This window comes from Arthrobacter sp. MPF02 (genome assembly GCF_046605375.1).
In the GTDB taxonomy this organism is placed as follows: Bacteria; Actinomycetota; Actinomycetes; order Actinomycetales; family Micrococcaceae; genus Arthrobacter.
In genome coordinates this window covers 3068307-3089437 of the sequence record NZ_CP176772.1, presented here as the reverse complement: position 1 = coordinate 3089437, position 21131 = coordinate 3068307, and the positions used below count along the sequence as shown (strand labels likewise).

Sequence of the window (21131 nt, the reverse complement as noted above, 5' to 3'; positions counted from 1 at the left end):
CGCCCGATCCCGAAGGAACAACCATGAGCAGGATCTTTGTCACCGGCGGCTCCGGCCGGTTGGGACGCAGCGTGGTGGCGGGGCTCGCGGAAGCCGGCCATGAGGTCATTTCCGTGGACCGCGACGCTTTGCCGGCCGGGCACCTGCCGGCCGGCGCCGTGCAGGAAACCGCAGACCTCCTTGCACCCGGGGAGTCGCTGCGCCTCCTTGGCGAAACCAGGCCCGACGCCGTCATCCACCTTGCGGCGATCGCGGTGCCTTTCAGCGCACCTGAAGACGTTATTTTCGCCACGAACACCCGGCTCGCCTTTGCCGTGATCAACGCGGCAACGGAACTGGGGGTGCCGAAAATCATCACGGCCAGCAGCCCCACCGTCCTGGGCTACGGGTCGCCGGCCGGCTGGCTGCCGCCGTCGTTCCCGCTGGACGAGCGGACGCCGCCCAGGCCGTGGAACGCCTACGCCCTGTCCAAGCTCATTGCCGAGCAGACAGTCCAGATGTTCGCCGCCGCCCAGGGGGAAAAGATCAGGTACGCGGCCTTCCGGCCCTGTTTCGTGATTTCCCCCGAAGAGTGGGAAGGCGCACCCACCCAGCAGGGCCATACCCTGGCCGAGCGGCTTGCCGATCCTGCCCTGTCCGCCCCTGCCTTGTTCAACTATGTTGATGCCCGGGACGTGGCAGATTTCCTGGACCTGCTGCTGGAGAAGATGGACACCATCCCGAACGGTGAGACCTTCTTCGTAGGCGCCGCGGATGCCCTCGCCACGGAACCGCTGGCCGGCCTGATGCCCAGGTTCCTTCCGGGCAGCGAGGCACTCAGCTCCGGCCTCACCGGCACCAGCCCCGCTTTTTCCGTAGCCAAAGCCCAGGAGCTTCTGGGCTGGCAGCCCAAGCGGACCTGGCGCACCGAGCTTAAGACCCCCCTCAACGACGAGACCTCCGTGCTGGCCGCTGCCGGTACCGGAGCCAAGGAGACATTGTGAAATTCGACGGCGTCCTGTTCTTTCCCGTCACCCCCTTCACGGCCGAAGGCGCCGTGGACGTGGACCTGCTCAAGGAACACATCAGTTCCCGGCTCCCGTTCGGTCCCGGAGGTGTGTTCCCCGCCTGTGGAACCGGTGAATTCCACGCCCTGAGTATCGACGAGGTCCGCACCTTGGTGGCGGCCGCCGTCGAGGTTGTTGCCGGGAAGGTCCCGGTGGTAGCCGGAGCCGGCGGCCCGCTGGGCCACGCCCTCGCCGCCGCCAGGGCTGCCGAGGAGGCCGGCGCTGACGCCCTCCTGGTGCTGCCGCCCTACTTGGTCACCGGCCCCACCGAAGGGCTGGTTGCCTACATCGAGGCAGTGGCCAACGCCAGCAGCCTGCCCGTCATCGTCTACCACCGCGGCAACGCCAAGTTCACGGCCGCCTCCATGGCCCGGCTCGCAGCCAACCCCAAGGTGGTCGGCTTCAAGGACGGCCTGGGTGACGTCGGTCTCGCGCAGGAGATTGTCACTGCCGTCAAGGCCGCGGGCCGCGACGATTTCGCGTTCTTCAACGGCCTGCTTACCGCCGAACTGACCCAGGGGGCCTACCGCGGCCTGGGCATTCCGCTGTATTCCTCGGCCGCCTTCGCCATGGCACCGGAAATCGCGAAAGCCTACTACGACGCCTACGTTTCCGGGGATGAGGAGCGCCGCAACGCTTTGCTCGAGGGCTTCTACGGACCCCTGGTCCGCCTCCGGGACCAGACCCCCGGCTTCGGCGTTTCGCTGATCAAGGCAGGACTGCGGCTCGGCGGCCTCCCGGTGGGATCCGTCCGGCCGCCCCTGGTGGATCCCACCGGGGACCAGCTCGTGGAGCTCAAGGCCATCCTTGCCAAGGGCTACGAGCTGGCCAGCCGCTGATGAGCGCCCCCGCAGCCGAAGCCGTCCGTACGGTCCCGCGCATCACCGAACTCAGCAGCAGGCTCATCACCGTCCCGTTGCGGCGGCACTGGGGCGCTGAGGCGCCGGAAAACCATCTGATCGTCACCGAAATCCAAACGGACGACGGCGGCGCAGGGCACGGTTTTTCCTGGACGCCCACCATCGGCCCGCAGGCGGTCAAGGCGCTGCTCGATCACGACATCGCCCCCTTCATCACCGGACTTCCGGCCCACCCGGAAACGGTCTGGGACGCGCTGTGGAAGCGGCTGCACGAGGCCGGCGGCGGGGGACTTACCACCATCGCAATGGCCGGTGCAGACCTCGCCTTGTGGGACCTGCAGGCACGCCGCGCAGGCACTACCGTCACCGGGTTGCTGGGCCAGCGGCAGGAGTCCGCAGAGGTCTACGGGTCCGGCGTCAACCTGCATTACACGCTTGAGGAGCTTGTTGCCCAGACGGAACGCTGGGTCGCGGCGGGGCACCAGGCCGTGAAGATCAAGGTGGGCAAGCCGGACCTGCGCGAGGACGCCGAACGCGTGGCTGCGGTGCGCTCTGTCCTGGGCCCGCACCGCAGGCTCATGATCGATGCCAACCAGCGCTGGGACCTGCCCGCCACCCTCCGCGCCCTCGACGTCCTGTCCGAATTCGGGCTGGACTGGCTGGAGGAACCCATCCGCGCTGACGACCTGTGGGCCTACCGCAGGCTGCGGAAGCACTCACCGGTGCCCATCGCCCTCGGCGAAAACCTGCACACCATCTACCGCTTCCGGGATTTCATTGAGGCGGAGGCAGTGGACATCATCCAGCCCAACATCGTGCGCGTGGGGGGCATTACCCCGTTCCGGCGCATTGTTGAGCTGGCCAGGACCAACAGCATCCGGGTCATGCCGCACCTGCTTCCGGAACTGTCCGGCCAGCTTGCGCTCACGCTGGCGGAGCCCACGCTGGTGGAGGACGTCGAAGAGGCGTCCTTTGAGCAGCTGGGCATCCTGGACGGACCGTCCCCCGTGCGGTTCACGGACAGCAGGGTGGCTTTGACCGGCCAGCCGGGGCTGGGCTTCAGGTTCCGGAACGGGCTGTGACCATACATGTACATACGACGAACAGGTTACTGACGTGACAACTGCAACGCTCTCCCTGTCCGAACTCACCTCCGCAGCAACCGAGGCAGCCAAAATCGCGGCAGCAGCGTCCGACGCCGAACGCGCCCGCTGGCTCACGGCCGTGGCGGACGCGCTGGACGCCAACGCCGCCGAACTGGTGGAAATCGCGGACTCGGAAACCAGCCTGGGTCCCCAGCGGCTAACCGGCGAGGTGGCCCGCACCACCGGGCAGCTGCGCCTTTTTGCCCGCGTGATCACTGAAGGCTCCTACCTGGAAGCCGTAATCGACCATGCTGACCCGGCGTCCACCCCGCCCAAGCCGGACCTCCGCCGTATCCTGCGCCCCATCGGCCCGGTGGCGGTCTTCTCGGCGTCGAATTTCCCCTTCGCCTTTTCCGTTGCCGGCGGTGACACCGCGTCCGCCCTGGCCGTGGGCTGCTCCGTGATCGTGAAGGCCCACTCCGGGCACCTGCGGCTGTCCGAGCGCACGGCGGAAATCGTCGCCGAGGTCCTGCGCGGCGCCGGAGCACCCGAAGGACTGTTCGCACTTGTCAGCGGACGCGAGGTGGGCACCGCACTGGTCCAGGATCCGGCCATCAAGGCCGTGGGCTTCACCGGCTCGATCCCCGGCGGGCGTGCCCTCTTCGACCTTGCCACCTCCCGCCCCGATCCCATCCCGTTTTACGGTGAACTGGGCAGCCTCAACCCGGTGGTCATCACCGCGGCGGCCCTGGCAGAACGCAGCGGACAGCTCGCTGCAGGCCTGGCCGGTTCCTTCACCCTGGGTGCCGGGCAGTTCTGCACCAAGCCCGGCCTTGTCTTCATCCCGGCCGGAACCTCCTTTGCGCAGAAAGTGGCGGAAGCCAGCAGGGACAAGCCGGCGCTGGGCATGCTGACCAGCAGGATCGCGGAGGCCTACCCGGACGGCCTCCGCAGCTTCGCCTCCGTCCCCGGCGTGGAGGTGGTCAGCGGCACTGTGGAACAGGACGCCGCTGCAAACGGCGCAGCACCCGTGGTCTTCTCCACAACGGCGGCAAAGGTGCTGGAGCGCCCGCAGCAGCTGCTGGAGGAATGCTTCGGTCCCACCACCATGCTGATTGAATACTCAAGCCAGGAGGAGCTGTCCGAGGTGCTGGCCAAGGTGCCCGGCAGCCTCACGGCCACCCTGCACTCCCAGCCCGGCGAGGACATCGCAGCCCTGGTGGAGCAGCTGTCCGGGATCGCAGGGCGGGTCCTCTTTGAGGGATGGCCTACCGGCGTCGCCGTCAACTGGGCGCAGCAGCACGGCGGCCCCTACCCGGCCACCACGTCCCTGTTCACCTCCGTTGGTGCGACGGCGGTCCGCCGGTTCCAGCGTCCGGTTGCCTACCAGGACGCCCCCGAAAGCGTGCTGCACCCCGCGTTGCACGAGAGCAACCCGCTGGGCATCCCGCGCCGCGTGGACGGCGGGCTGCAACTGCCGTAACACGCAGGATTCGACAACAAACCCCCGGAGCCTTTCGGCTCCGGGGGTTTGTTGTCGTATGTCCTACAGCTGCAGGGTCACCGGCCGCTGCAGCCCGTTGACTGTGCTGACCGGCCAGCGCGGATCCACCGTGAGGACCTGCAGGCCGGACTCCATGAGCTGCACGGTGTCCTCGATCTTGACCGCAGGGCCTGACGGGTTCCAGGTGAAGGTCTGGTTCAGGACCACCGTGTCCGTGGCGGAGGCGCTGACCCGTGGATCACGCCCGGCGTAGCCCGCGGGGCCGCCCTGGTGGTGCTGTTCCCACTGGTCTTCGCCGAAGCCGTGGCGGGCGTAAGCGGTCTTGATCTCGGTGAAGATCCGGTCCAGCCGGGCGCCGGGAACCGTGGCATCGAAAATGTCTGCCTCCACCGCGGCGATGCGAAACTCGGCGTCGCGCTCCTGGGGCGTGCCGGCGTCGAACCTTATCCAGCGGGTGATGTTGGCAACCAGGCCGTCGCGGCGTGCGCACACCACGGCCATGGCGCGGCGGCCGATGGGGGAGTGGGTGGCCAGGGGGTGCCGGAAGTCACTGCGGGAACTGCCGTTGCACAGCAGGACGAGCGGTTCGGCCCCGGCAGTCACAACCCGCCCGGCCAGCTTGGACACCAGTTCAAACTCGGTGGTGTCCGGCCGGGCCGTGGAGAGGACGTCCGTCATGAGGGCCGCCAGTTCGCCGCTGAGGAGGGCGTAGCGCGCGCTTTCACCCGGCAGCAGCTGTTGGCGGGCGGCGCGCAGCTCGGACGCCACGTCAGCTTCCGCCAGCGGATCCTTCTTTGCCGCAGGGGCGGAACGGCCGACGGCGCCGGCAGCCTCATGCAGGTTCCCGTACCAGGGCACGGAGTGGAGGGAGACGCCGGCGGGGAGCTCCTCGGCCGCGATGCGGCCGGCCTCGTTGTTGAAAGTCACCAGGTGGTCGCCGTCGCGGTCCACCAGCACCGCGGCGATGGGATCGCCGGCGAGGCTGATGTGGACCCGGCTGCCGTCCAGGTACCACGTGAGGGCCGTGTGCGTGGTGAGCAGCAGAGAGTCCCGTCCCCTGGCGTCCAGGATGTCCAGGACGCGCCGGCGCTTTACCGCCCGGTCCTCCACCGAGGCCGGTGCCGTCCTTGCGGCCCGCGCCGGCGCGGTTGTTGTCTGTGTCATGAAAGGTCCCCCTGCTGGTTGATCAAGTCTTCGATGTCGGTTGTGCCCAGGATGCCGTCGGCCACAAAAACGGTGATTTTCCGGCGCACCGGAACGCCGGGTTCGGCACTGACAGGGGCCTGCCAGGCCAGCGACTGGCCAACACCCGGGTAGCCGTCCTTCCGCACGAACCATGGGTCAGTGGAGCCCTCAGGGGCCACGAAAACCAGGGTTGCTTCGCCGCCGTCGAACGTTCCGGACCAGGCGAGCCAGCGCGAAACGCTGCCATGGACCCCGGACTCCCCGCTGCCGGCGGCCGTCCAGACGTTGGCGTGGCCGCACGCCGGCAGCCGCCAGAAGAAGCCGCCGTACCCGCCCTCGTGCCGGCCGTTGGAACCGGGGCTGCCCAGGCTGACGGGCCGGTCACCGGCGGGGGAGAGGGCGAACTCGAGGGAGAGGCTCCACACGGCGGGGTTGACGCCGGTCCAAGTCCATGTGCGCTCTTCCGCCAGGACGGGCGCGCCGTCGGGGCCGTTCCAGCTCAGCCGTTCCTGCAGCCGGCCGGGGCTCCCGGCACCGGCTGCCGCTTCTTCGACGGGGGTTTCGAGGACCGCGATGCTGCCGTGGTCTGGACGCCAGACATACCCGCCCGCTTCACGCGTGTAAGTGCGGCCGCCCCAGAAGTTGACGCCGTCCACGTCCTGCAGTGCCACGCCAACGCCCAGGTGCCAGACGTGGTCCAGCGGCTGGTGGTCGGTCACCACGGTGCCGCCCAGGGTGCGGACGGGGTGCAGGTAAGGGCGGGGCGAGGACACGGCACGGATGTGGCTCCCGTCCTGGTAGTCCGCCACGGTGGTCCCATAAACGGTCAGGGACCGGACCGGCGGAAGGGGACGGGCCCACGGAACGCCGAGCTCGGCGAACGTGGCCTGTGCCTTGCACGCCCGGTCAATCAGCTCGGGGATGCCGTGGACCACGGGGTGTGCGTCGTCGCCTTCGCCCTCCCAGGTGATGTGCTCCGGCCGGATCGCCTGTGGCGCCGGCAGCGTCCGGATGGCTTCCAGCACCAGGGTGAAGGCGCCGGTGTGCTGCAGCGGGCAGAGCAGTGTAGCGCCGCCGGCACGCGCGGCGAGGAGGTTCTCCAGCAGGTCTGTCCGGCCGTAGCTTTCCCGGCGCTCGCCCTCGGGAGTGGTGACCACTACCTCGTCCTTTGTATAGAAGAGGGTCATCTCGCCCCGGGTCCCGTGGATGGTCACGGTCGGATCCGACTGCTCCGGGGCGCACAGGGTCAGTCCGCACATCAGGGTTCCGCCGTGGGCCGTGCGGATGCGGATGATAGATGTATCGTCGCTTTCGGTATCGTGCGCCCGGTACAGGTCAGTCTCCACGGACGCGAGGTCCGCTACGGTGTGCGCCCCGGCCAGGTGCAGCGCCGTGGCCACCGCGTGTGCCAGGGCATTGGTGGCAACCCCGTCCACTACGTCGATGCCGTCCAGGCTGCGTTTGCCGGCCCAGCGGGAGCGTTTGAAGTATGCCTTGTTGCGCACCCACTGGCCCTTGGCGCTCAGGCCCAGGACATCACCGATCCCGCCGGACCGGACAAGGTTCCGGATGGCCGGAAGCGCGTGTGAGCCGAGGCTCTGGAATCCGACCTGGACCAGCCGGCCGGCGGCCTCCGCGGCTGCGAGCACCTCGCTGTATTGGGCCAGGGACGCCACGGGAGGTTTTTCGACGTAGACGTCCATGCCGGCGGCCAGCGCGGCGAGGGCCAGAGGTGCGTGCGTCTGGATGGGCGTGGCCAGGATAACGACGTCGGCACCCGGCCCGGCGGCCAGCAGCCGGTCCAGGTCGGGGAAGACGGCTACGGAATCCTTGAGCCGTCCGGGGGCCGGCGGGTTGGGGTCGGCCACGGCCACGAGTTCCAGGGCGCCGGCTTCCTCGAGCCGGGCGAGGTTGGTGAGGTGCCGTTCGCCGAACCCGTGGACGCCCACCAGGGCGATGCGGGGAACGGCAACCGGCGGGTGTGCGGTGCCGGGCGCGCCGAATTCCGCGGTTGCGGATTGCTGGGTCATCAAGAAGTCCTTGCAGGCTGGGGGACGAATGGACATGAGGTGTTAAGGGTGGCGGCAAGGAAAGCGGTGGCATCTTCCTGCATGGCCGCGGTGAACAAGTGCCTGCCCGGCCAGAAGCTTCCGGTGTACCTGCCGGCGGCGTGCAGCGACTCCAGGATCCGGTGGGCGTCCCGCATCCCGTCTTCCGGAAAGAGTTCGTCGGCCAGTGCGTACTGCACCAGGAAGTTGGCGCGTGCGGATCGGGTGGTGAGCTCGGGCCAGTCACCCAGCTTCCAGAGTCCGGGCGTCTGCAGCAGCCAGGAGTGGGCGTCCAGGTGAGCGGGCAGGAGGGACTCGAAGGTTGTCATCATGCAGGTCACCACTGAGGAGCGGATGCGGGGACTGAGGACAGCCAGGGCAACGGAGCGGCCGCCGCCGCCGGAGAATCCGACGCAGCCCAGCCGGTCCGGGTCCACGCCGGGAAGGCCGGCGAGTATATCGAGGGCGGCGAGGTCGTCGTGGGCCACCATTCCGGCCAAACTGGTGCCGAGGAGGCCTGCCGCCTTGGCCACGGTGTCCTCGTGGATGCCGGCAGCAGCGTTGTAGTCCTCCGCTTCGGAAGGTACGACGCCGTCCTCCCGCCACTGCGCGCGCCGCGCCTCGAGCGCGGCGGCAGTGCGCCACGGCGGTGTGGTGAGGTCGAAGCGGCGGCTGCCCCAGGCAAAGGTGTCGTGGGCCAGGACAGCGAAACCGTTGCGGGCGATGTCCGTGGCGAGGGCTCGGCCCTCATAGCCGGTCCGGGGGTTTGCTGCCAAAGGGTGGTCCGTGGGGAGTTCGACCAGGCGGTCCGCACCGCCGAATTTGTTGCCGCCGTGGCAGTGCAGGGCCAGGACGCCCGGCAGCCGGCCGGAGACGTCCGCGGGCCGGATCAGCCAGCCTGTGCTTCGTGGGCCGAAGCCCAACTGCCAGCTGAGCTGGGAGGTGGTGACGCCGTCGTGCGTTTCCTCCCAGTGGACGGTAACGGCGGGAGCGCCGGATGCGCCCGGAACACCCAGCGCGTCAGCCAGTTCCTGCGCGTCCGGCGTCGCGGCGGCAAAACGGGGGTGCTGCCGGATGTAGAAGGGCCAGTCTTCATAACCGGCGATGGCACTGGGACGGGCGGCCGGGGCTTCAGCGCTCACGGGCGTTCCTCCTGTCGTCATGATGGTTGAAGGGCCGCGGTTGCTGCCCAACCGCGGCCCTGTCCGGGGCTCAGCCGAGGTTTGAGTTGACCTCGTTGATCATGCCTTTGGCTGCATCCCGAGGCGAGACCTTTCCGAAGAGTACATCGGTGTTGAATCGGTTCAATACTTCCATAGTGGAGGAGGAACCGGCTGGGAAGGGCTTTGGCGGATCGATGTTCATCTCGGCGATGCGGTCCAGGTACGCGGCTTCCTTCTGCTGCGTTTCTTTCAGGAGGGGCGTGATGCCTTCCTTCAGCTCCGTGTTGGCGGGCATGCCGCGGTCGCTCTTGATCTTGCTGGCGGCGTCCATGCTGTTGACCAGGTAGTTGATGAAGAGCGCGGCCTCCTTCGGGTGGGCCGACTTGGCGGAGATGGCGTACTCCATGGAGGAGCGCAACCAGGCGCCGGGGGTCTTGCTTTCGCCGGGCAGCTTCATCATGACCAGCGGGGCGCCGGAGTAAGAGGTCATCTGGTTGCTCCAGCTGATCTTCATGCCCTGTTTGCCCTGGCCCATCAGCGTCATCTCCGGCTGGGCGGAACCGTCCTCGACCGTCTGCGACGCCGACGGGGCGCCGCCGGTTTCCATCAGCTTTTTGTTGAGCTCGAAGTAGCGGGTAAGGGTGTCCTCGCTGATGCCCAACTTCTTGCCGTCATCCGTGTAGAGGGCTTCGCCTGCCTGGCGGGCCCAGACGGCGAGGAAGGAGTCGTTGGCCATGGGGGTGGTTCCGAAGGTGCCCGCGGGCGACTTCCTGGTGATCTCGGCCGCAATGTCCGCATAATCGTCCCAGGTCCAGGTCTCATCGTCGGGAAGTTCCACGCCGGCGGCCTCGAAGACGGTGGGGTCCACCACCATGGACATGGAGTTCACGCCGGCAGTGATGGTGTACTGCTTGCCGTCGATCTTTCCGAGGTCCACCGTGCCTTCCGCGAACTTGGAAGTGTCGATCTGGTCCTTGAGCTTGTCCAGGTCCAGCAGGACGCCGCGGCTTGCGTACTCGCTGGGGTACGAGCCGCTCATTGCAAAGACATCCGGGGTGGTGCCGCCGGCGATCTGGGTGGCCATCTTGTCCCAGTACGAGCTGAACTCGGTGTTCTCTCCCTGGACCTTGATAGTGGGGTTTGCGGCCTCGAAGTCCCTGATGACCTCAAGGGTGGTCTTGGCTCGGGAGTCGTTGCCCCACCAGGCAAAGCGGATGGTGACCGGGTCCTCCACGGTCCCCACTTTCCCGGCTTCCGGACTGCTGCCGCACCCGGTAAGCACCATTGCCAGTGCGGCCGAAGCACCGGCCACCCCCATTACAGACTTCTTGAGACGAAACCGCATTGTCCTGCCCCTCAGTTCTTGTGTTCTAGTGTTAGTGACGCCGGTTACAGAAACCGTTTTCTGAAAAACTAACAAAGGGCTATACAGGAGTCAAGAAACCGTTTACTTTGGTACCGGGCCGCTTTTGAACCAGCACCACCGGCGGCGTCCGGACCTGCAGTGCGCGCCCTCTTCCGCTGCGGCGGGTCCTGAGGCTCCTGGTGCTTTTATCCCATCGCCTCGGCGATGACCAGAACGTGGAGGCCACGATGACCAAAGGAGACCACATGGCCGCTAAACACCTACTTGGGACGCTGTGTCCGGCATCGCTGCCGGACGGGGCGGGCCTGTTGCGCGGTACGGAGCGCCTGAAGTGAGTGCTATCAGTGAATTGAGTTCGCTGTCGCGGCGCAAGGGCAAGGCCACGGCGGAGGAGAAAAAGGCGAACGGCCGCGACAACAAGGCCGCCTATATCTTCCTGCTGCCCTGGATCGTGGGCCTGGTGGCCATCACCATCGGCCCGATGCTCATGTCCCTCTACCTTTCCTTTACGGATTACAACCTGCTCCAGCCGCCGGAATGGACGGGCCTGGACAATTTCACCCGGATGCTTTCGGATGCCCGGTTGCATAATTCGCTGGGCGTGACCTTCACCTACGTGTTCATCGGTGTCCCGCTCCAGTTGGCCGTGGCGCTGCTGATCGCCCTGGTATTGGACAAGGGCCTGCGCGGGCTGCCGTTCTACCGTTCGGTGTTTTACCTGCCGTCCCTGCTGGGCGGATCGGTGGCCGTGGCCATTCTCTGGAAGCAGATCTTCGGCACGACGGGCCTGGTGAACCAGGTCCTGGCGATGTTCGGCATCCAGGGCCCGGGCTGGATCTCCGATCCAAGCACCGCGCTGGGTTCGATCATCCTGCTGCACGTGTGGACCTTCGGCGCCCCGATGATCATCTTCCTGGCCGGCCTGCGGCAGATCCCCACCATGTACTACGAGGCGGCCAAGGTGGACGGCGCCACCACGCTGCAGCAGTTCTGGCGGATCACGATGCCGATGCTGAGCCCGATTATCTTCTTCAACCTGGTGCTGCAGATCATCGGCTCCTTCCAGTCGTTCACGCAGGCGTTCATCGTCTCCGGCGGCAACGGCGGACCGTCCGATTCCACGATGTTCTTCACGCTCTACCTCTACCAAAAGGGCTTCGGCCAGTTCGACATGGGCTACGCGTCAGCCATGGCATGGGTCCTGCTGGTGATCATCGGTATCTTCACCGCCATCAACTTCATCGCTTCTAAGTATTGGGTTTTCTATGACGACTAACCTGCAGACGCTGCCCGCCGCGGACAACAAGTCCGCAGGAGCCGGCAAGCCTACGAACCGCCGCAAGCCCCGCGAGTCCCGAGGCACCCTGGCCTTCAGCCGGGCGCAGCGCGCCAAGTCGCTGATGAAGCACGCCATCCTGATCCTGGCCGGCGGCCTGATGATCTACCCCCTGCTGTGGATGGTGGTCTCATCGCTGCGGCCGAACGAGCTGATCTTCCGCGAACCCGGGCTGTGGCTGAACAGCCTGGAGATGAGCAACTACACCTCCGGCTGGTCCGCCCTGACCCACCCGTTCGGGCACTACATGATCAACTCGGCGATCGTGGTGATCGGCTCAATCCTTGGCAATCTGATCTCGTGCTCGATGGCCGCCTACGCCTTCGCCCGGCTGCAGTTCACCGCCAAGAAGCTGCTGTTCGGCATCATGCTGCTGACCATCATGCTGCCGTTCCACGTGGTGATCGTGCCCCAGTACATCCTGTTCTCGCAGATCGGCTGGGTGAACACCTTCTGGCCGCTGATCGTGCCCAAACTGCTGGCAACGGAAGCGTTCTTCGTGTTCCTCATGGTCCAGTTCATCCGCGGCATTCCGCGTGAGCTTGACGAAGCCGCCCGGATTGACGGCGCCGGCCACCCCAGGATCTTCCTGCGGGTCATCCTTCCGCTGATGGTTCCGGCCCTGGCCACAACTACCATCTTCACGTTCATCTGGACCTGGAACGACTTCTTCGGCGCCCTGATCTACCTCACCGACCCGGACATGTTCACCGTCCCCGTCGCCCTGCGCGCCTTCGTTGACTCCCAGTCCGCCACCAGCTGGGGATCGCTGTTCGCTATGTCCATCGTGTCCCTCCTGCCGGTCTTCCTGGTCTTCCTCTTCGGCCAGCGGTTCCTCATCAAGGGCATCGCCACCACCGGCATCAAGTAACCTTTCTGCCGGCCAGGAAGCAGGGCAACGGCCCGTCCGCCCGAATGAGCCGTTGCCCTGCCCGGCTTGTTTTCCCGACCAAATTCAGAGAGATGACCTCTTGTATTACAAGTAATGCACTTGTAGCATTCCCTGTAGAAAGCGTTTTCCCCGACGTTGGTTATCCAACTGCAGGACCGCTTGCACCAGCAGTAAATCCCCAGCACCAAGATCAACGAAGATCGGAGTACCCCGTGCCGCTTTTTCCCCGTTCTGCGTCTGCTGGCACGCAGCCAGCAGGAACTTCTTCCGGCGCCGCCCGGCGCATTCGTAAGACAGGCGTAGTAGCCGCAGCGGCCGCCGTCGTGATGGCCCTCAGCGCCTGCGGCGGCGGATCCGAGCCGCAAAGCGCTGACGGTACCGTTGAACTGCGCTTCTCCTGGTGGGGCGGCGACAAGCGGGCCCAGCTGACACAGGAAGCCATCAAGCAGTTCGAAGCCGAGAACCCGAACATCAAGATCAAGCCGGAATTTGGCGACTGGAGCGGCTACTGGGACAAGCTGGCTACCCAGGTGGCGGCCAATGACGCTCCCGACATCATCCAGATGGACGAGAAGTACATCACCGAATACTCCAGCCGGGGTGCGTTGCTGGACCTGTCGAAGTACGAGATCGACACTTCGAAGTTCGACGAAGCCGCACTGAACGCCGGCAAGAGCGAAGACGGCCTGACGGGCATCGCAGCCGGTATCAACGCCGCCACCATCCTGGCCAATCCGGCGGTCTTCGAAGCTGCAGGTGTTCCGCTGCCGGACGACTCCACGTGGACATGGGAGGACTTTGAGCGTATCGCCGCTGAAATTACGGCGAAGTCGCCCAAGGGTACCTACGGGGCAGCCGCCTACGGAACGGACGAGGCCTCGCTGGGTGTGTGGCTGCGCCAGGACGGCAAGTCCCTTTACACATCGGACGGCAAGCTGGGCTTCGAGCCGGGCGACATTGCTGACTGGTGGGCTTTCCTGAAGCAACTCAGCGAAAAGAAGGCTGTGCCTACCGCTTCCGAGGTGGTGGAAGCCGAGGCGGCACCGCTCGACCAGAGCGGCCTGGCCACGGGCAAGAACGCCATGGCGTTCTGGTGGTCCAACCAGGCTCCCGCCCTGGAGAAGGCTTCCGGAGGTGACCTGAAGATCCTGCGCTTCCCCACCAAGACCGGCTCCGCTGACGATGCCGGGCTCTGGTACAAGGCATCCCAGTTCTGGTCCGCTTCCTCGCGCACCAAGCACCCTGAGGAAGTCGCCAAGTTCATCAACTTCCTGGCCAACGATGTCAAGGCCGGCGAGATCCTCCTGGCCGACCGCGGCGTCTACCCGAACTCCGACGTCCGCGCAGCCATCGAACCCAAGCTGACCCCGGCTGACGTCAAGGTAGTCAAGTTCATCGACCAGATCAAGGACGAGCTCGGCGAAGCTCCCGCCCCGCCGCCGAAGGGTGCAGGCTCCATCCAGGAGATCATCAAGCGCTACACCTCGGAAGTGCTCTTCGAGCGCTTGTCGCCCGAAGACGCTGGCAAGAAGGCCCACGACGAGATGAAGTCGGCCATCAGCAGCTAGGTTTCACCCCGCCAACACGGCTCCCGGACAGATAGGTGGAAGCCTCCTCCGCCCATCACATGTCCACCGGCGGGTGGCAGCTCCGTCCCGGCAGGAACCACAGGTTCCTCCGGGACGGAGCTGTTTAAGATGCAAGCCTCAACGTGCAAGCCGGTATGCCTGCGAAGGGCCGGCGTGGCCCAGCACCTGGACGCTTGGCTTCTTTTCCGCGGTGCCCCTCCATCGGGTGCCGGGAAGGGGTGGCGCGGTGGACGTGTAGGTGTGGCCTGTTGGGGTTTTCAGGCGTACGGTGTGCCGGGTTCCGGGGAGCGGGAGTGGTTTGGCCGACCAGCCTGGTGTTTCTTTGGTGTGGTTGCAGGCTTCGCAGAGGCCCTGGCCGTTGCCGGCGCTGGTGAATCCGTCTTTGTGCCAGGGGATGATGTGGTCGTCATGGCGGATGGGCGCGTCACAGTACGGGGTCCGGCAGACGTCGTCCCTGACTTGGATGAAGCGGCGGAGTCCGGGCGGGAAGAGCCGGGCCTTGGAGTCCATCGCGACCAGGTCGTCTGTACCGGGTTCTGTGTAAAGCCGGCGAACCCAAGTAGTGACGTCTTCGGTGAGCTCCTCAAGGGCTACTCTTCTTGCCCATTCGGCGGGGACGGTGCCGTAGCCGGTCAGGCGGGCCGGTTCGCTGTCGCCCTGCAGGAGGGTGCGGTCGGTCATCACGAGCTGGATTTCGATGCTGCTGACCCCGCACTCAATGCCGGTGGCTCTTTCGATGAGGGTGTCGGCCATGATCTGGCCCTTGCCCCGCTCATCTCCCGCAGCCCGGAGCGTGTCGGCTTCCTTGACCAGCGCGGCGTACACGGCCACGCCCTGGGCGACGGGCAGCAGCGCGGTCACCCGCGCCATGGTGTCCGGCGCCGGGCGCAACGACACGGTCCGTTCGTTCACCGCGTGGCTGGCCCGCTTCGCCACCGACCGCGGGTCCCTCCGGTACGCCGCGGCCTTCACGGCGGAGATGATGGCCCGGTCACCGGCGCCGTCGAAGGTGCCGGTGTCGGGCGCGAGTTCCTCATCCACCCCGGCCCGGTCCTCCACCGACAGGCACACCGTCTCCCTAACAATCAGCGTTGTCCGCCACTCATTCAACCGCCCGGACCGGAACGCCGCAGCCGTGCGCGGCATCCCGGTCAGGGCCCTGGCCAAGCCAAGGAGCCTCCCGCCCCGGGCCGGGGACTCCCGACGCGCCAACGCCACCTGCGCGCCCACCCCGGCGCCCTGCTCCCCGGCAGGGACACCCGCGGCCGCCTGCTCCCGCCGCTGCTGCAGATCAAAAGCCACAGTGACCTCGGCCTGCCGCGCCGCCGCCAGCGCCTTCACATCCTCAAAGTGCCGCAGCTGATCAACCATCCCCGCACCATCAGCAGCCACAGGCACAGCAGCCAGAATCCTCAGCGCATCGGCAACAGTCACGGCGGCTTGATGTGCGACACCAAGGTGCCTTGCATCCACTACTGCTGCCCCAAACGCCTCCATGAACAAAGTCTTCCAGCAGGCACCGACAAAACCGGCCAGCCAAAAGCCCTATGTGGAAAACGATGATCAACGTGACAAAAAGCGCCAGAGCGCGCGCCGCCGTCGTAATATAACGCGCAGGGTGAGTCGCCGCTGCTGGCCCTACGCCAGCAGCGGCCAACTTTGGCCAGAAGCGTCAGCCTTCTGCGATGACCGCTACACTTCCGGCGGGCACCGAGCCGGTGAAGGGCTCGCCGGTCAGGAGGTCCTGTCCGGCAGCCTGGACAAAGGCGTCAGCGCGGGTGTGGTTGATGGCGAAGACGAAGCTGTGCCCGTCGTCGGCGCGGCGACGAACCACCTCGACGCCCGGGTCGGCGTCGGCGGCAGGAGCCACACCGGATTCGGCTAGGAGCCGGTCAACCACTGCTTCGATACCGTCCCGGTCCGGGAAGGTGGCAAGATACCAGGCCGCACCGCTGCCAAACGCACGCCGCGTCAGGGACGGAACGCCCTCCAGCGGGTATTCGGTGAAGGTTTGCAGCGCGTCGGCCCCGTCGAGGTGCACATGCTCGCTCCACACTGAGGACACGGTACCGTCGCTTAGCTTCAACTGGGTGCCGGCCAGCAGCGGGTGGAACTCCTCCACCCGAACCCCGAGCAGTTCGCGGAAGGCGCCAGGGTACCCGCCGAGCCGGACGTGGTCTTTTTCGTCCACGATGCCACTGAAGTAGCTCACCAGGACCGTGGCACCGCCGGACGCGGCGGCAGCGATATTGGCGGCCGCGTCATCGGTCACGGAATACAGCGTGCAGACCAGTACCAGGTCGTACCCGTCCAGCGGCGCGGACGGGTGCACCATGTCCACAGAGATGCCCCGCAGGTACAGGGAGCGGTGGAAGGCCCGCAGCAGGTCGAGGTACTTCACGTCAATGCTGGGTTTCGAGTCAATCTCGCTGGCCCACCACGCCTCGTAGTCGAACACGATGGCCGCCCGCGAATCCACCCGGGAACCCCGTACTGGCTCCAGCAGCTTCAGCGCCGCACCCAGGTCCACCACCTCGCGCCACACGCGCGTCTCGCGACCGCCATGCGGGACCATTGCCGAATGGAACTTCTCTGAACCGGCGAAGCTCTGCCGCCACTGGAAGAACATCACGGCATCGGCACCGCGGCCCACATGGGACAGGGAGTTGCGGAGCATCTCGCCCGGCATCTTCGGTTGGTTGCGCGGCTGCCAGTTAACCGCCGACGTCGAATGTTCCATCAGGATCCACGGGTCGCCGCCCGCGATCCCCCGGGTGAGGTCCGCACTGAACGCCAGTTCGACGTTCCGTTCCGGATCGGCCGCCACGAGGTAGTGGTCGTTGGCGATGACGTCCAGGTCCTTGGCCCAGTCGAAGTAGTCCATGGATTTGGTGGCACTGGAGGCCATGAGGTTGGTGGTGCAGGGGACATTGGGTGTCACCTCGCGAAGCACCGCCACGAGGTCCCGGTAGTAATCCATCAGCGCCCACGAGTTGAACCGCTGGAAGTCCAGTTGCTGGCCCGGGTTCAGCGTGCTGGGGGCGACGCCGGGCGGCAGGATCTCCTCGAATGATCCGTAGTTCTGGCTCCAGAACGCGGTACCCCAGGCGGCGTTCAATGCCGCGATGCTGCCGTAGCGCCTCTCCAGCCATGTGCGGAAGGCAGCGGCATCCTCCTCGCCGTAGAACTCGGACACGTGGCAACCCAGTTCGTTGTCCACATGCCAGAGTGCCAGCGCCGGGTGGTCCTTGTAGCGCTCGGCCAGCTTGCGGGTGATGCCCTTGGCGTACCGGCGGTAAACGGCCGACGAGGGCGTGTAGTGCCGCCGGGAGCCCGGTCCCAGCACGGTCCCGTCACCCGTGACGGGGAGGATTTCCGGATGCTGACGGACCAGCCAGGCGGGCGGGGCGGCCGTGGCGGTGGCCAGGGCCACCTTGACACCGATGCCCGCCAAATTGTCCATCACATCGTCCAGCCAGGCGTAGTCGTACTGGCCCTCGGCGGGTTCCAACAGCGCCCAGGAGAAGATGCCCACGCTAAGGAAGTTCACATTGGCTTCCTTCATCAGCTCCAGATCCTCCAGTCGGACGCTGACCGGCCACTGTTCCGGGTTGTAGTCGCCGCCGAAGGCAATGCTTTCGATGCTGCTCCACACGCTGTCCGGGCCGGAAGCTGCCTGCAAGTTCATGGGACTCCTATGTCTGCTGCACGGATAGAACCAGATGGAATGTCAGACGTCTGGAAAACGCTTGCCCAATTTCTGGAATGCCGCTATTGTATCGTTTCAGAAGCCGTGTAAGCCAGCTCACTACTCGCGTTGTAGATGAGATCAGGGACTGCACACATCGAGCAAGGAGGCTCCCGTGATCAACAGAAGGCATTTCCTCACCACCGTCGCCGTAGGCACCGCATCTGCAGGCGTTTTGGCGGCTTGTGGCAATGGTGCCAGCTCCTCCGGGGAGACTGGTTCCGCCGAAAACCCCGTCACCATCAACTACACCTGGTGGGGCAACGACGACCGTGCCGAGCGTACCCGCAAGGCCATCGCCCTGTTCGAGTCCAAGAACCCGGACATTAAGGTCAACGGCAACTTCACCGACTTTGCCGGCTACTGGCAGAAGCGCGCCACCGAGGCCGCAGGCGGCGGCCTGCCGGACGTTATGCAGTGGGACCTGTCCTACCTGCGTGACTACGGCCAGCGCAACCAGCTGCTCGACCTGAGCACCGTCAACATCAACACCGATGCCTTTGAGAAGTCCCTGCTGCCCTCCGGCCAGATCCGGGGCAAGACCTACGGCATCCCCACCAGCACCAACGCCTTCGCCGTCTACTACGACCCCGCCAAGCTGGCCTCTCTGGGCATCGCGGAACCCACCGGCAAGTGGACCTATAAGGAATACAACGACTTCCTCACCGAGGTGGGCACCAAGAGCAACGGCGCCCTTTTCGGCGGCACCGACTACACCGGCGTCTGGTGGATGTTCAACATCTGGCTGCGCCAGAACAACATCGAAGCCTTCACCGAGGACGGCAAGCTCGGCTTCAGCAAGGACGACCTTAAGAAGTGGTGGAACCTCACCGCCGAACTCCGCGGCACCCCCGCGATCGCCTCCGAGGAGCGGGTCACCCAGCTGGCCCCGAAGTCGGCTTTCGGCTCGAACGTCACCGCAACCGAAGTCACCTGGGACAACTTTATGGCCGGCTACCTGGCGGACAGCGGTGCCAAGGAACTGAAGCTTGTTCCCGTCCCGTCCGATGATCCGGACAACCTGGGCCTGTTCCTGAAGCCGTCCATGCTGATGGTGGCCAGTGCCAAGACCAAGTACAAGGATGCTGCCGCCCGGTTCATCGACTTCATGGTCAACGATCCCGAAGTGGGCCAGATCTTCAAGACTTCCCGCGGCGTGCCTGCTTCCAAGACCCAGCGTGACGGCACCACCTTCGAGGGCACCGACAAGCTCGTGGTGGATTACGAGAAGTCCATCGAGCAGTACCTCAAGGACGCTCCCGAGCCGCCGATCGTCGGCTTCGGCACGCTGGAGGCTTCCTTCAAGCGCATCTCCTCGGACTTGAACTACGGCAAGCTGGACATCAACGCCGCCACCGATGCCTGGTTCAAGGAAGCCGAAGACCTCATCAAGCAGAACGCCTGATCCAGGCTCGACTGACGGATTGAACTCGTGACTCAAAGCCCAACCCTGAGCAGGCGTTCGACGACGTCCGCCCCTCCGCAGCTTCGCAAGTCGAAGCGCCGGGGGGCGGACGCCCGCGCCGGTTATACGTTCCTGCTGCCCTGGCTGCTGGGGTTCATCGCCCTGACCGTGGGGCCGATGATTTCCTCGCTGTACCTGTCGTTTACGAACTACAACCTGTTCGAGGCACCCAAGTGGATCGGCCTGGACAACTACACCACCCTGTTCCAGGACGAGAGGTTCCTGCAGTCCGTCGGCGTGACCGTGAACTACGTGGTGTTCGGTACCCCGCTGAAGCTCGCGGCGGCGCTGGCTGTTGCGATGCTGCTGAACAGCAAGCGCCGCGGCCAGGGCTTTTACCGGTCCGCGTTTTACGCGCCGTCGCTGATCGGGGCGTCGGTGTCGATCGCGATCGTGTGGAAGGCGATGTTCGGCGACAATGGCCCGGTGGACCAGGGCCTGTCCATTTTTGGGATCAACCTGGGCGGCTGGGTGGGCAACCCGGCCATGACCATGCCGATGTTCATCCTGCTGACAGTGTGGCAGTTCGGCGCCCCCATGGTGATCTTCCTGGCCGGCTTGAAGCAGATCCCGAACGAACTCTATGAGGCCGCATCGATGGACGGTGCCGGACCGGTGCGGAAGTTCTTCAACATCACCTGGCCAATGCTTTCCCCGGTGATCTTCTTCAACCTGCTGATGGAGACCATCCACGCGTTCCAGATCTTCGCCTCGGCATACATCATCTCCAACGGTGAAGGCGGCCCCGCCGGATCCACTCTCTTCTACACCCTCTACCTGTACCTGCGCGGCTTCAGCGATTTCCGGATGGGTTACGCCTCGGCAATGGCCTGGCTGCTGGTGATCGTGGTAGGCATCATCACCCTGATCTTCTTCCGCACGTCCAAGTCCTGGGTCCACTACAGCGGTGATTCACGATGACAACCATGGCAACTCCCACCCAGTCCGCCCCGGACGCGAACGTGCCGGCGTACAACCCCAAGTCCGAATCCGTGAGCGCGAAGCGGGCCAAGAGCATGGCGTTCCACGCCGCTGCCCTGATCCTGACCGCGATCGTGCTGTACCCGGGCCTGTGGATGATCGCCTCGGCGTTCAAGCCGAACTCGGAGATCGGCGGCGCGAACACCTCGCTGTGGTCGAACAACTTCAGCCTGGACAACTTCGTCACCGCGATGGAGGGCATCGGCGGCGTTTCCACGATGCAGTTCTTCACCAACTCGCTGATCCTGGCGGTCGGCGCCGTGGTGGGCACCATCCTCTCGGCGTCCGTGTCGGCGTATGCGTTCGCGCGGATCAATTTCCCCGGCCGGGGACTGTTCTTCGGGATGATGATCGCCACGCTGCTGCTGCCGTTCCACGTGGTGATCATCCCGCAGTACATCATCTTCCAGCAGCTGGGCCTCGTAGACACCTACGTCCCGCTGCTGATCGGCAAGTTCCTCGCCGCCGACGCGTTCTTCGTGTTCCTCATGGTCCAGTTCATGCGCGGCCTTCCCGCAGAGCTGGACGAGGCGGCACGCATCGACGGCGCCGGACACGCACGGATTTTCGGGTCCATCATGCTGCCGCTGATGAAGCCGGCCCTGATCTCCACCTCGATCTTCTCCTTCATCTGGAGCTGGAACGACTTCCTGGGCCCGCTGCTCTACCTGAACACCCCGGAAAAGTACCCGCTGCCGCTGGCACTGCGCCTGTTCGTGGACCAGACCCAGTCCTCGGACTACGGCGCCATGATCGCGATGTCCGTCCTGGCCCTGCTGCCGGTGCTGATCTTCTTCCTGGTCTTCCAGCGCTACATCGTTGAAGGCGTCTCCACCCAGGGCCTCAAGGGCTAGGAAAGAAGA

At 65.6% G+C, this 21131-nt stretch carries 16 protein-coding genes; 10 read left to right on the top strand and 6 right to left on the bottom strand.

What is annotated here, in order from left to right; all coding sequences use genetic code 11:
- Positions 1-23: 23 nt before the first annotated feature.
- Genes ACLH0K_RS14660 through ACLH0K_RS14645 form a run of 4 tightly spaced genes read left to right on the top strand, consistent with a single transcriptional unit; the run spans position 24 to position 4474 of the window.
- On the top strand, positions 24-983 hold the full coding sequence (locus ACLH0K_RS14660) for an NAD-dependent epimerase/dehydratase family protein (protein WP_411374280.1): 960 nt from the start codon (positions 24-26) through the stop codon (positions 981-983).
- Positions 980-1885 carry a 5-dehydro-4-deoxyglucarate dehydratase gene (locus tag ACLH0K_RS14655; RefSeq protein WP_411374279.1) on the top strand — a complete coding sequence of 302 codons (906 nt, stop codon included), beginning with the start codon at positions 980-982 and terminating at the stop codon, positions 1883-1885. Before ACLH0K_RS14660 ends, ACLH0K_RS14655 begins: the two co-directional genes overlap by 4 nt.
- Positions 1885-2988 (top strand): mandelate racemase/muconate lactonizing enzyme family protein, encoded by a 1104-nt coding sequence (locus ACLH0K_RS14650; protein WP_411374278.1) that lies wholly within the window; start codon positions 1885-1887, stop codon positions 2986-2988. The genes ACLH0K_RS14655 and ACLH0K_RS14650 overlap by 1 nt, the downstream gene beginning before the upstream one ends.
- Before the next feature lie 34 nt (positions 2989-3022).
- Positions 3023-4474: an aldehyde dehydrogenase (NADP(+)) gene (locus ACLH0K_RS14645; RefSeq protein WP_411374277.1), complete on the top strand. Its 1452-nt coding sequence runs from the start codon at positions 3023-3025 to the stop codon at positions 4472-4474.
- 63 nt (positions 4475-4537) lie between these two features.
- Here ACLH0K_RS14645 and ACLH0K_RS14640 read toward each other — a convergent pair whose 3' ends face one another.
- The 4 genes from ACLH0K_RS14640 to ACLH0K_RS14625 are packed head-to-tail and all read right to left on the bottom strand — an operon-like array spanning position 4538 to position 10209.
- Positions 4538-5659: a M24 family metallopeptidase gene (locus tag ACLH0K_RS14640; protein ID WP_411374276.1), complete on the bottom strand. Its 1122-nt coding sequence runs from the start codon at positions 5657-5659 to the stop codon at positions 4538-4540.
- The gene (locus ACLH0K_RS14635) at positions 5656-7710 is read right to left on the bottom strand and encodes a DUF6807 family protein (RefSeq protein ID WP_411374275.1); all 2055 of its coding nucleotides are present in this window, start codon (positions 7708-7710) and stop codon (positions 5656-5658) included. Before ACLH0K_RS14635 ends, ACLH0K_RS14640 begins: the two co-directional genes overlap by 4 nt.
- The gene (locus ACLH0K_RS14630; RefSeq protein ID WP_411374274.1) at positions 7710-8891 is read right to left on the bottom strand and encodes an acetylesterase; all 1182 of its coding nucleotides are present in this window, start codon (positions 8889-8891) and stop codon (positions 7710-7712) included. Before ACLH0K_RS14630 ends, ACLH0K_RS14635 begins: the two co-directional genes overlap by 1 nt.
- A 49-nt stretch (positions 8892-8940) precedes the next feature.
- Positions 8941-10209: an ABC transporter substrate-binding protein gene (locus ACLH0K_RS14625; RefSeq protein ID WP_411376487.1), complete on the bottom strand. Its 1269-nt coding sequence runs from the start codon at positions 10207-10209 to the stop codon at positions 8941-8943.
- Between the two features lie 379 nt (positions 10210-10588).
- On the opposite strand from ACLH0K_RS14625, the gene ACLH0K_RS14620 reads away from it, so the two are divergent.
- From ACLH0K_RS14620 to ACLH0K_RS14610, 3 genes are all read left to right on the top strand, one after another.
- A complete protein-coding gene (locus tag ACLH0K_RS14620; RefSeq protein ID WP_411374273.1) occupies positions 10589-11533 on the top strand; it encodes a carbohydrate ABC transporter permease in 945 nt (314 codons plus the stop codon).
- Entirely contained in the window at positions 11523-12464 is a 942-nt protein-coding gene (locus ACLH0K_RS14615; RefSeq protein WP_411374272.1) for a carbohydrate ABC transporter permease, read from the top strand. The genes ACLH0K_RS14620 and ACLH0K_RS14615 overlap by 11 nt, the downstream gene beginning before the upstream one ends.
- A 233-nt stretch (positions 12465-12697) precedes the next feature.
- Positions 12698-14053, top strand: a complete 1356-nt coding sequence (locus ACLH0K_RS14610; protein ID WP_411374271.1) for an ABC transporter substrate-binding protein — start codon at positions 12698-12700, stop codon at positions 14051-14053.
- Positions 14054-14191: 138 nt separating this feature from the next.
- Here ACLH0K_RS14610 and ACLH0K_RS14605 read toward each other — a convergent pair whose 3' ends face one another.
- Positions 14192-15445 (bottom strand): HNH endonuclease, encoded by a 1254-nt coding sequence (locus tag ACLH0K_RS14605; protein ID WP_411374270.1) that lies wholly within the window; start codon positions 15443-15445, stop codon positions 14192-14194.
- Between the two features lie 301 nt (positions 15446-15746).
- Positions 15747-17762: a beta-galactosidase gene (locus tag ACLH0K_RS14600; protein WP_411374269.1), complete on the bottom strand. Its 2016-nt coding sequence runs from the start codon at positions 17760-17762 to the stop codon at positions 15747-15749.
- A gap of 175 nt (positions 17763-17937) precedes the next feature.
- Between ACLH0K_RS14600 and ACLH0K_RS14595 the strand changes: the two genes are divergently transcribed.
- Genes ACLH0K_RS14595 through ACLH0K_RS14585 form a run of 3 tightly spaced genes read left to right on the top strand, consistent with a single transcriptional unit; the run spans position 17938 to position 21122 of the window.
- Positions 17938-19227: an ABC transporter substrate-binding protein gene (locus ACLH0K_RS14595; RefSeq protein ID WP_411374268.1), complete on the top strand. Its 1290-nt coding sequence runs from the start codon at positions 17938-17940 to the stop codon at positions 19225-19227.
- Between the two features lie 27 nt (positions 19228-19254).
- Positions 19255-20208, top strand: a complete 954-nt coding sequence (locus tag ACLH0K_RS14590; protein WP_411374267.1) for a carbohydrate ABC transporter permease — start codon at positions 19255-19257, stop codon at positions 20206-20208.
- Complete coding sequence (locus ACLH0K_RS14585; protein WP_411374266.1) at positions 20205-21122, top strand: carbohydrate ABC transporter permease; 918 nt, start codon at positions 20205-20207, stop codon at positions 21120-21122. The genes ACLH0K_RS14590 and ACLH0K_RS14585 overlap by 4 nt, the downstream gene beginning before the upstream one ends.
- Positions 21123-21131: the final 9 nt, after the last annotated feature.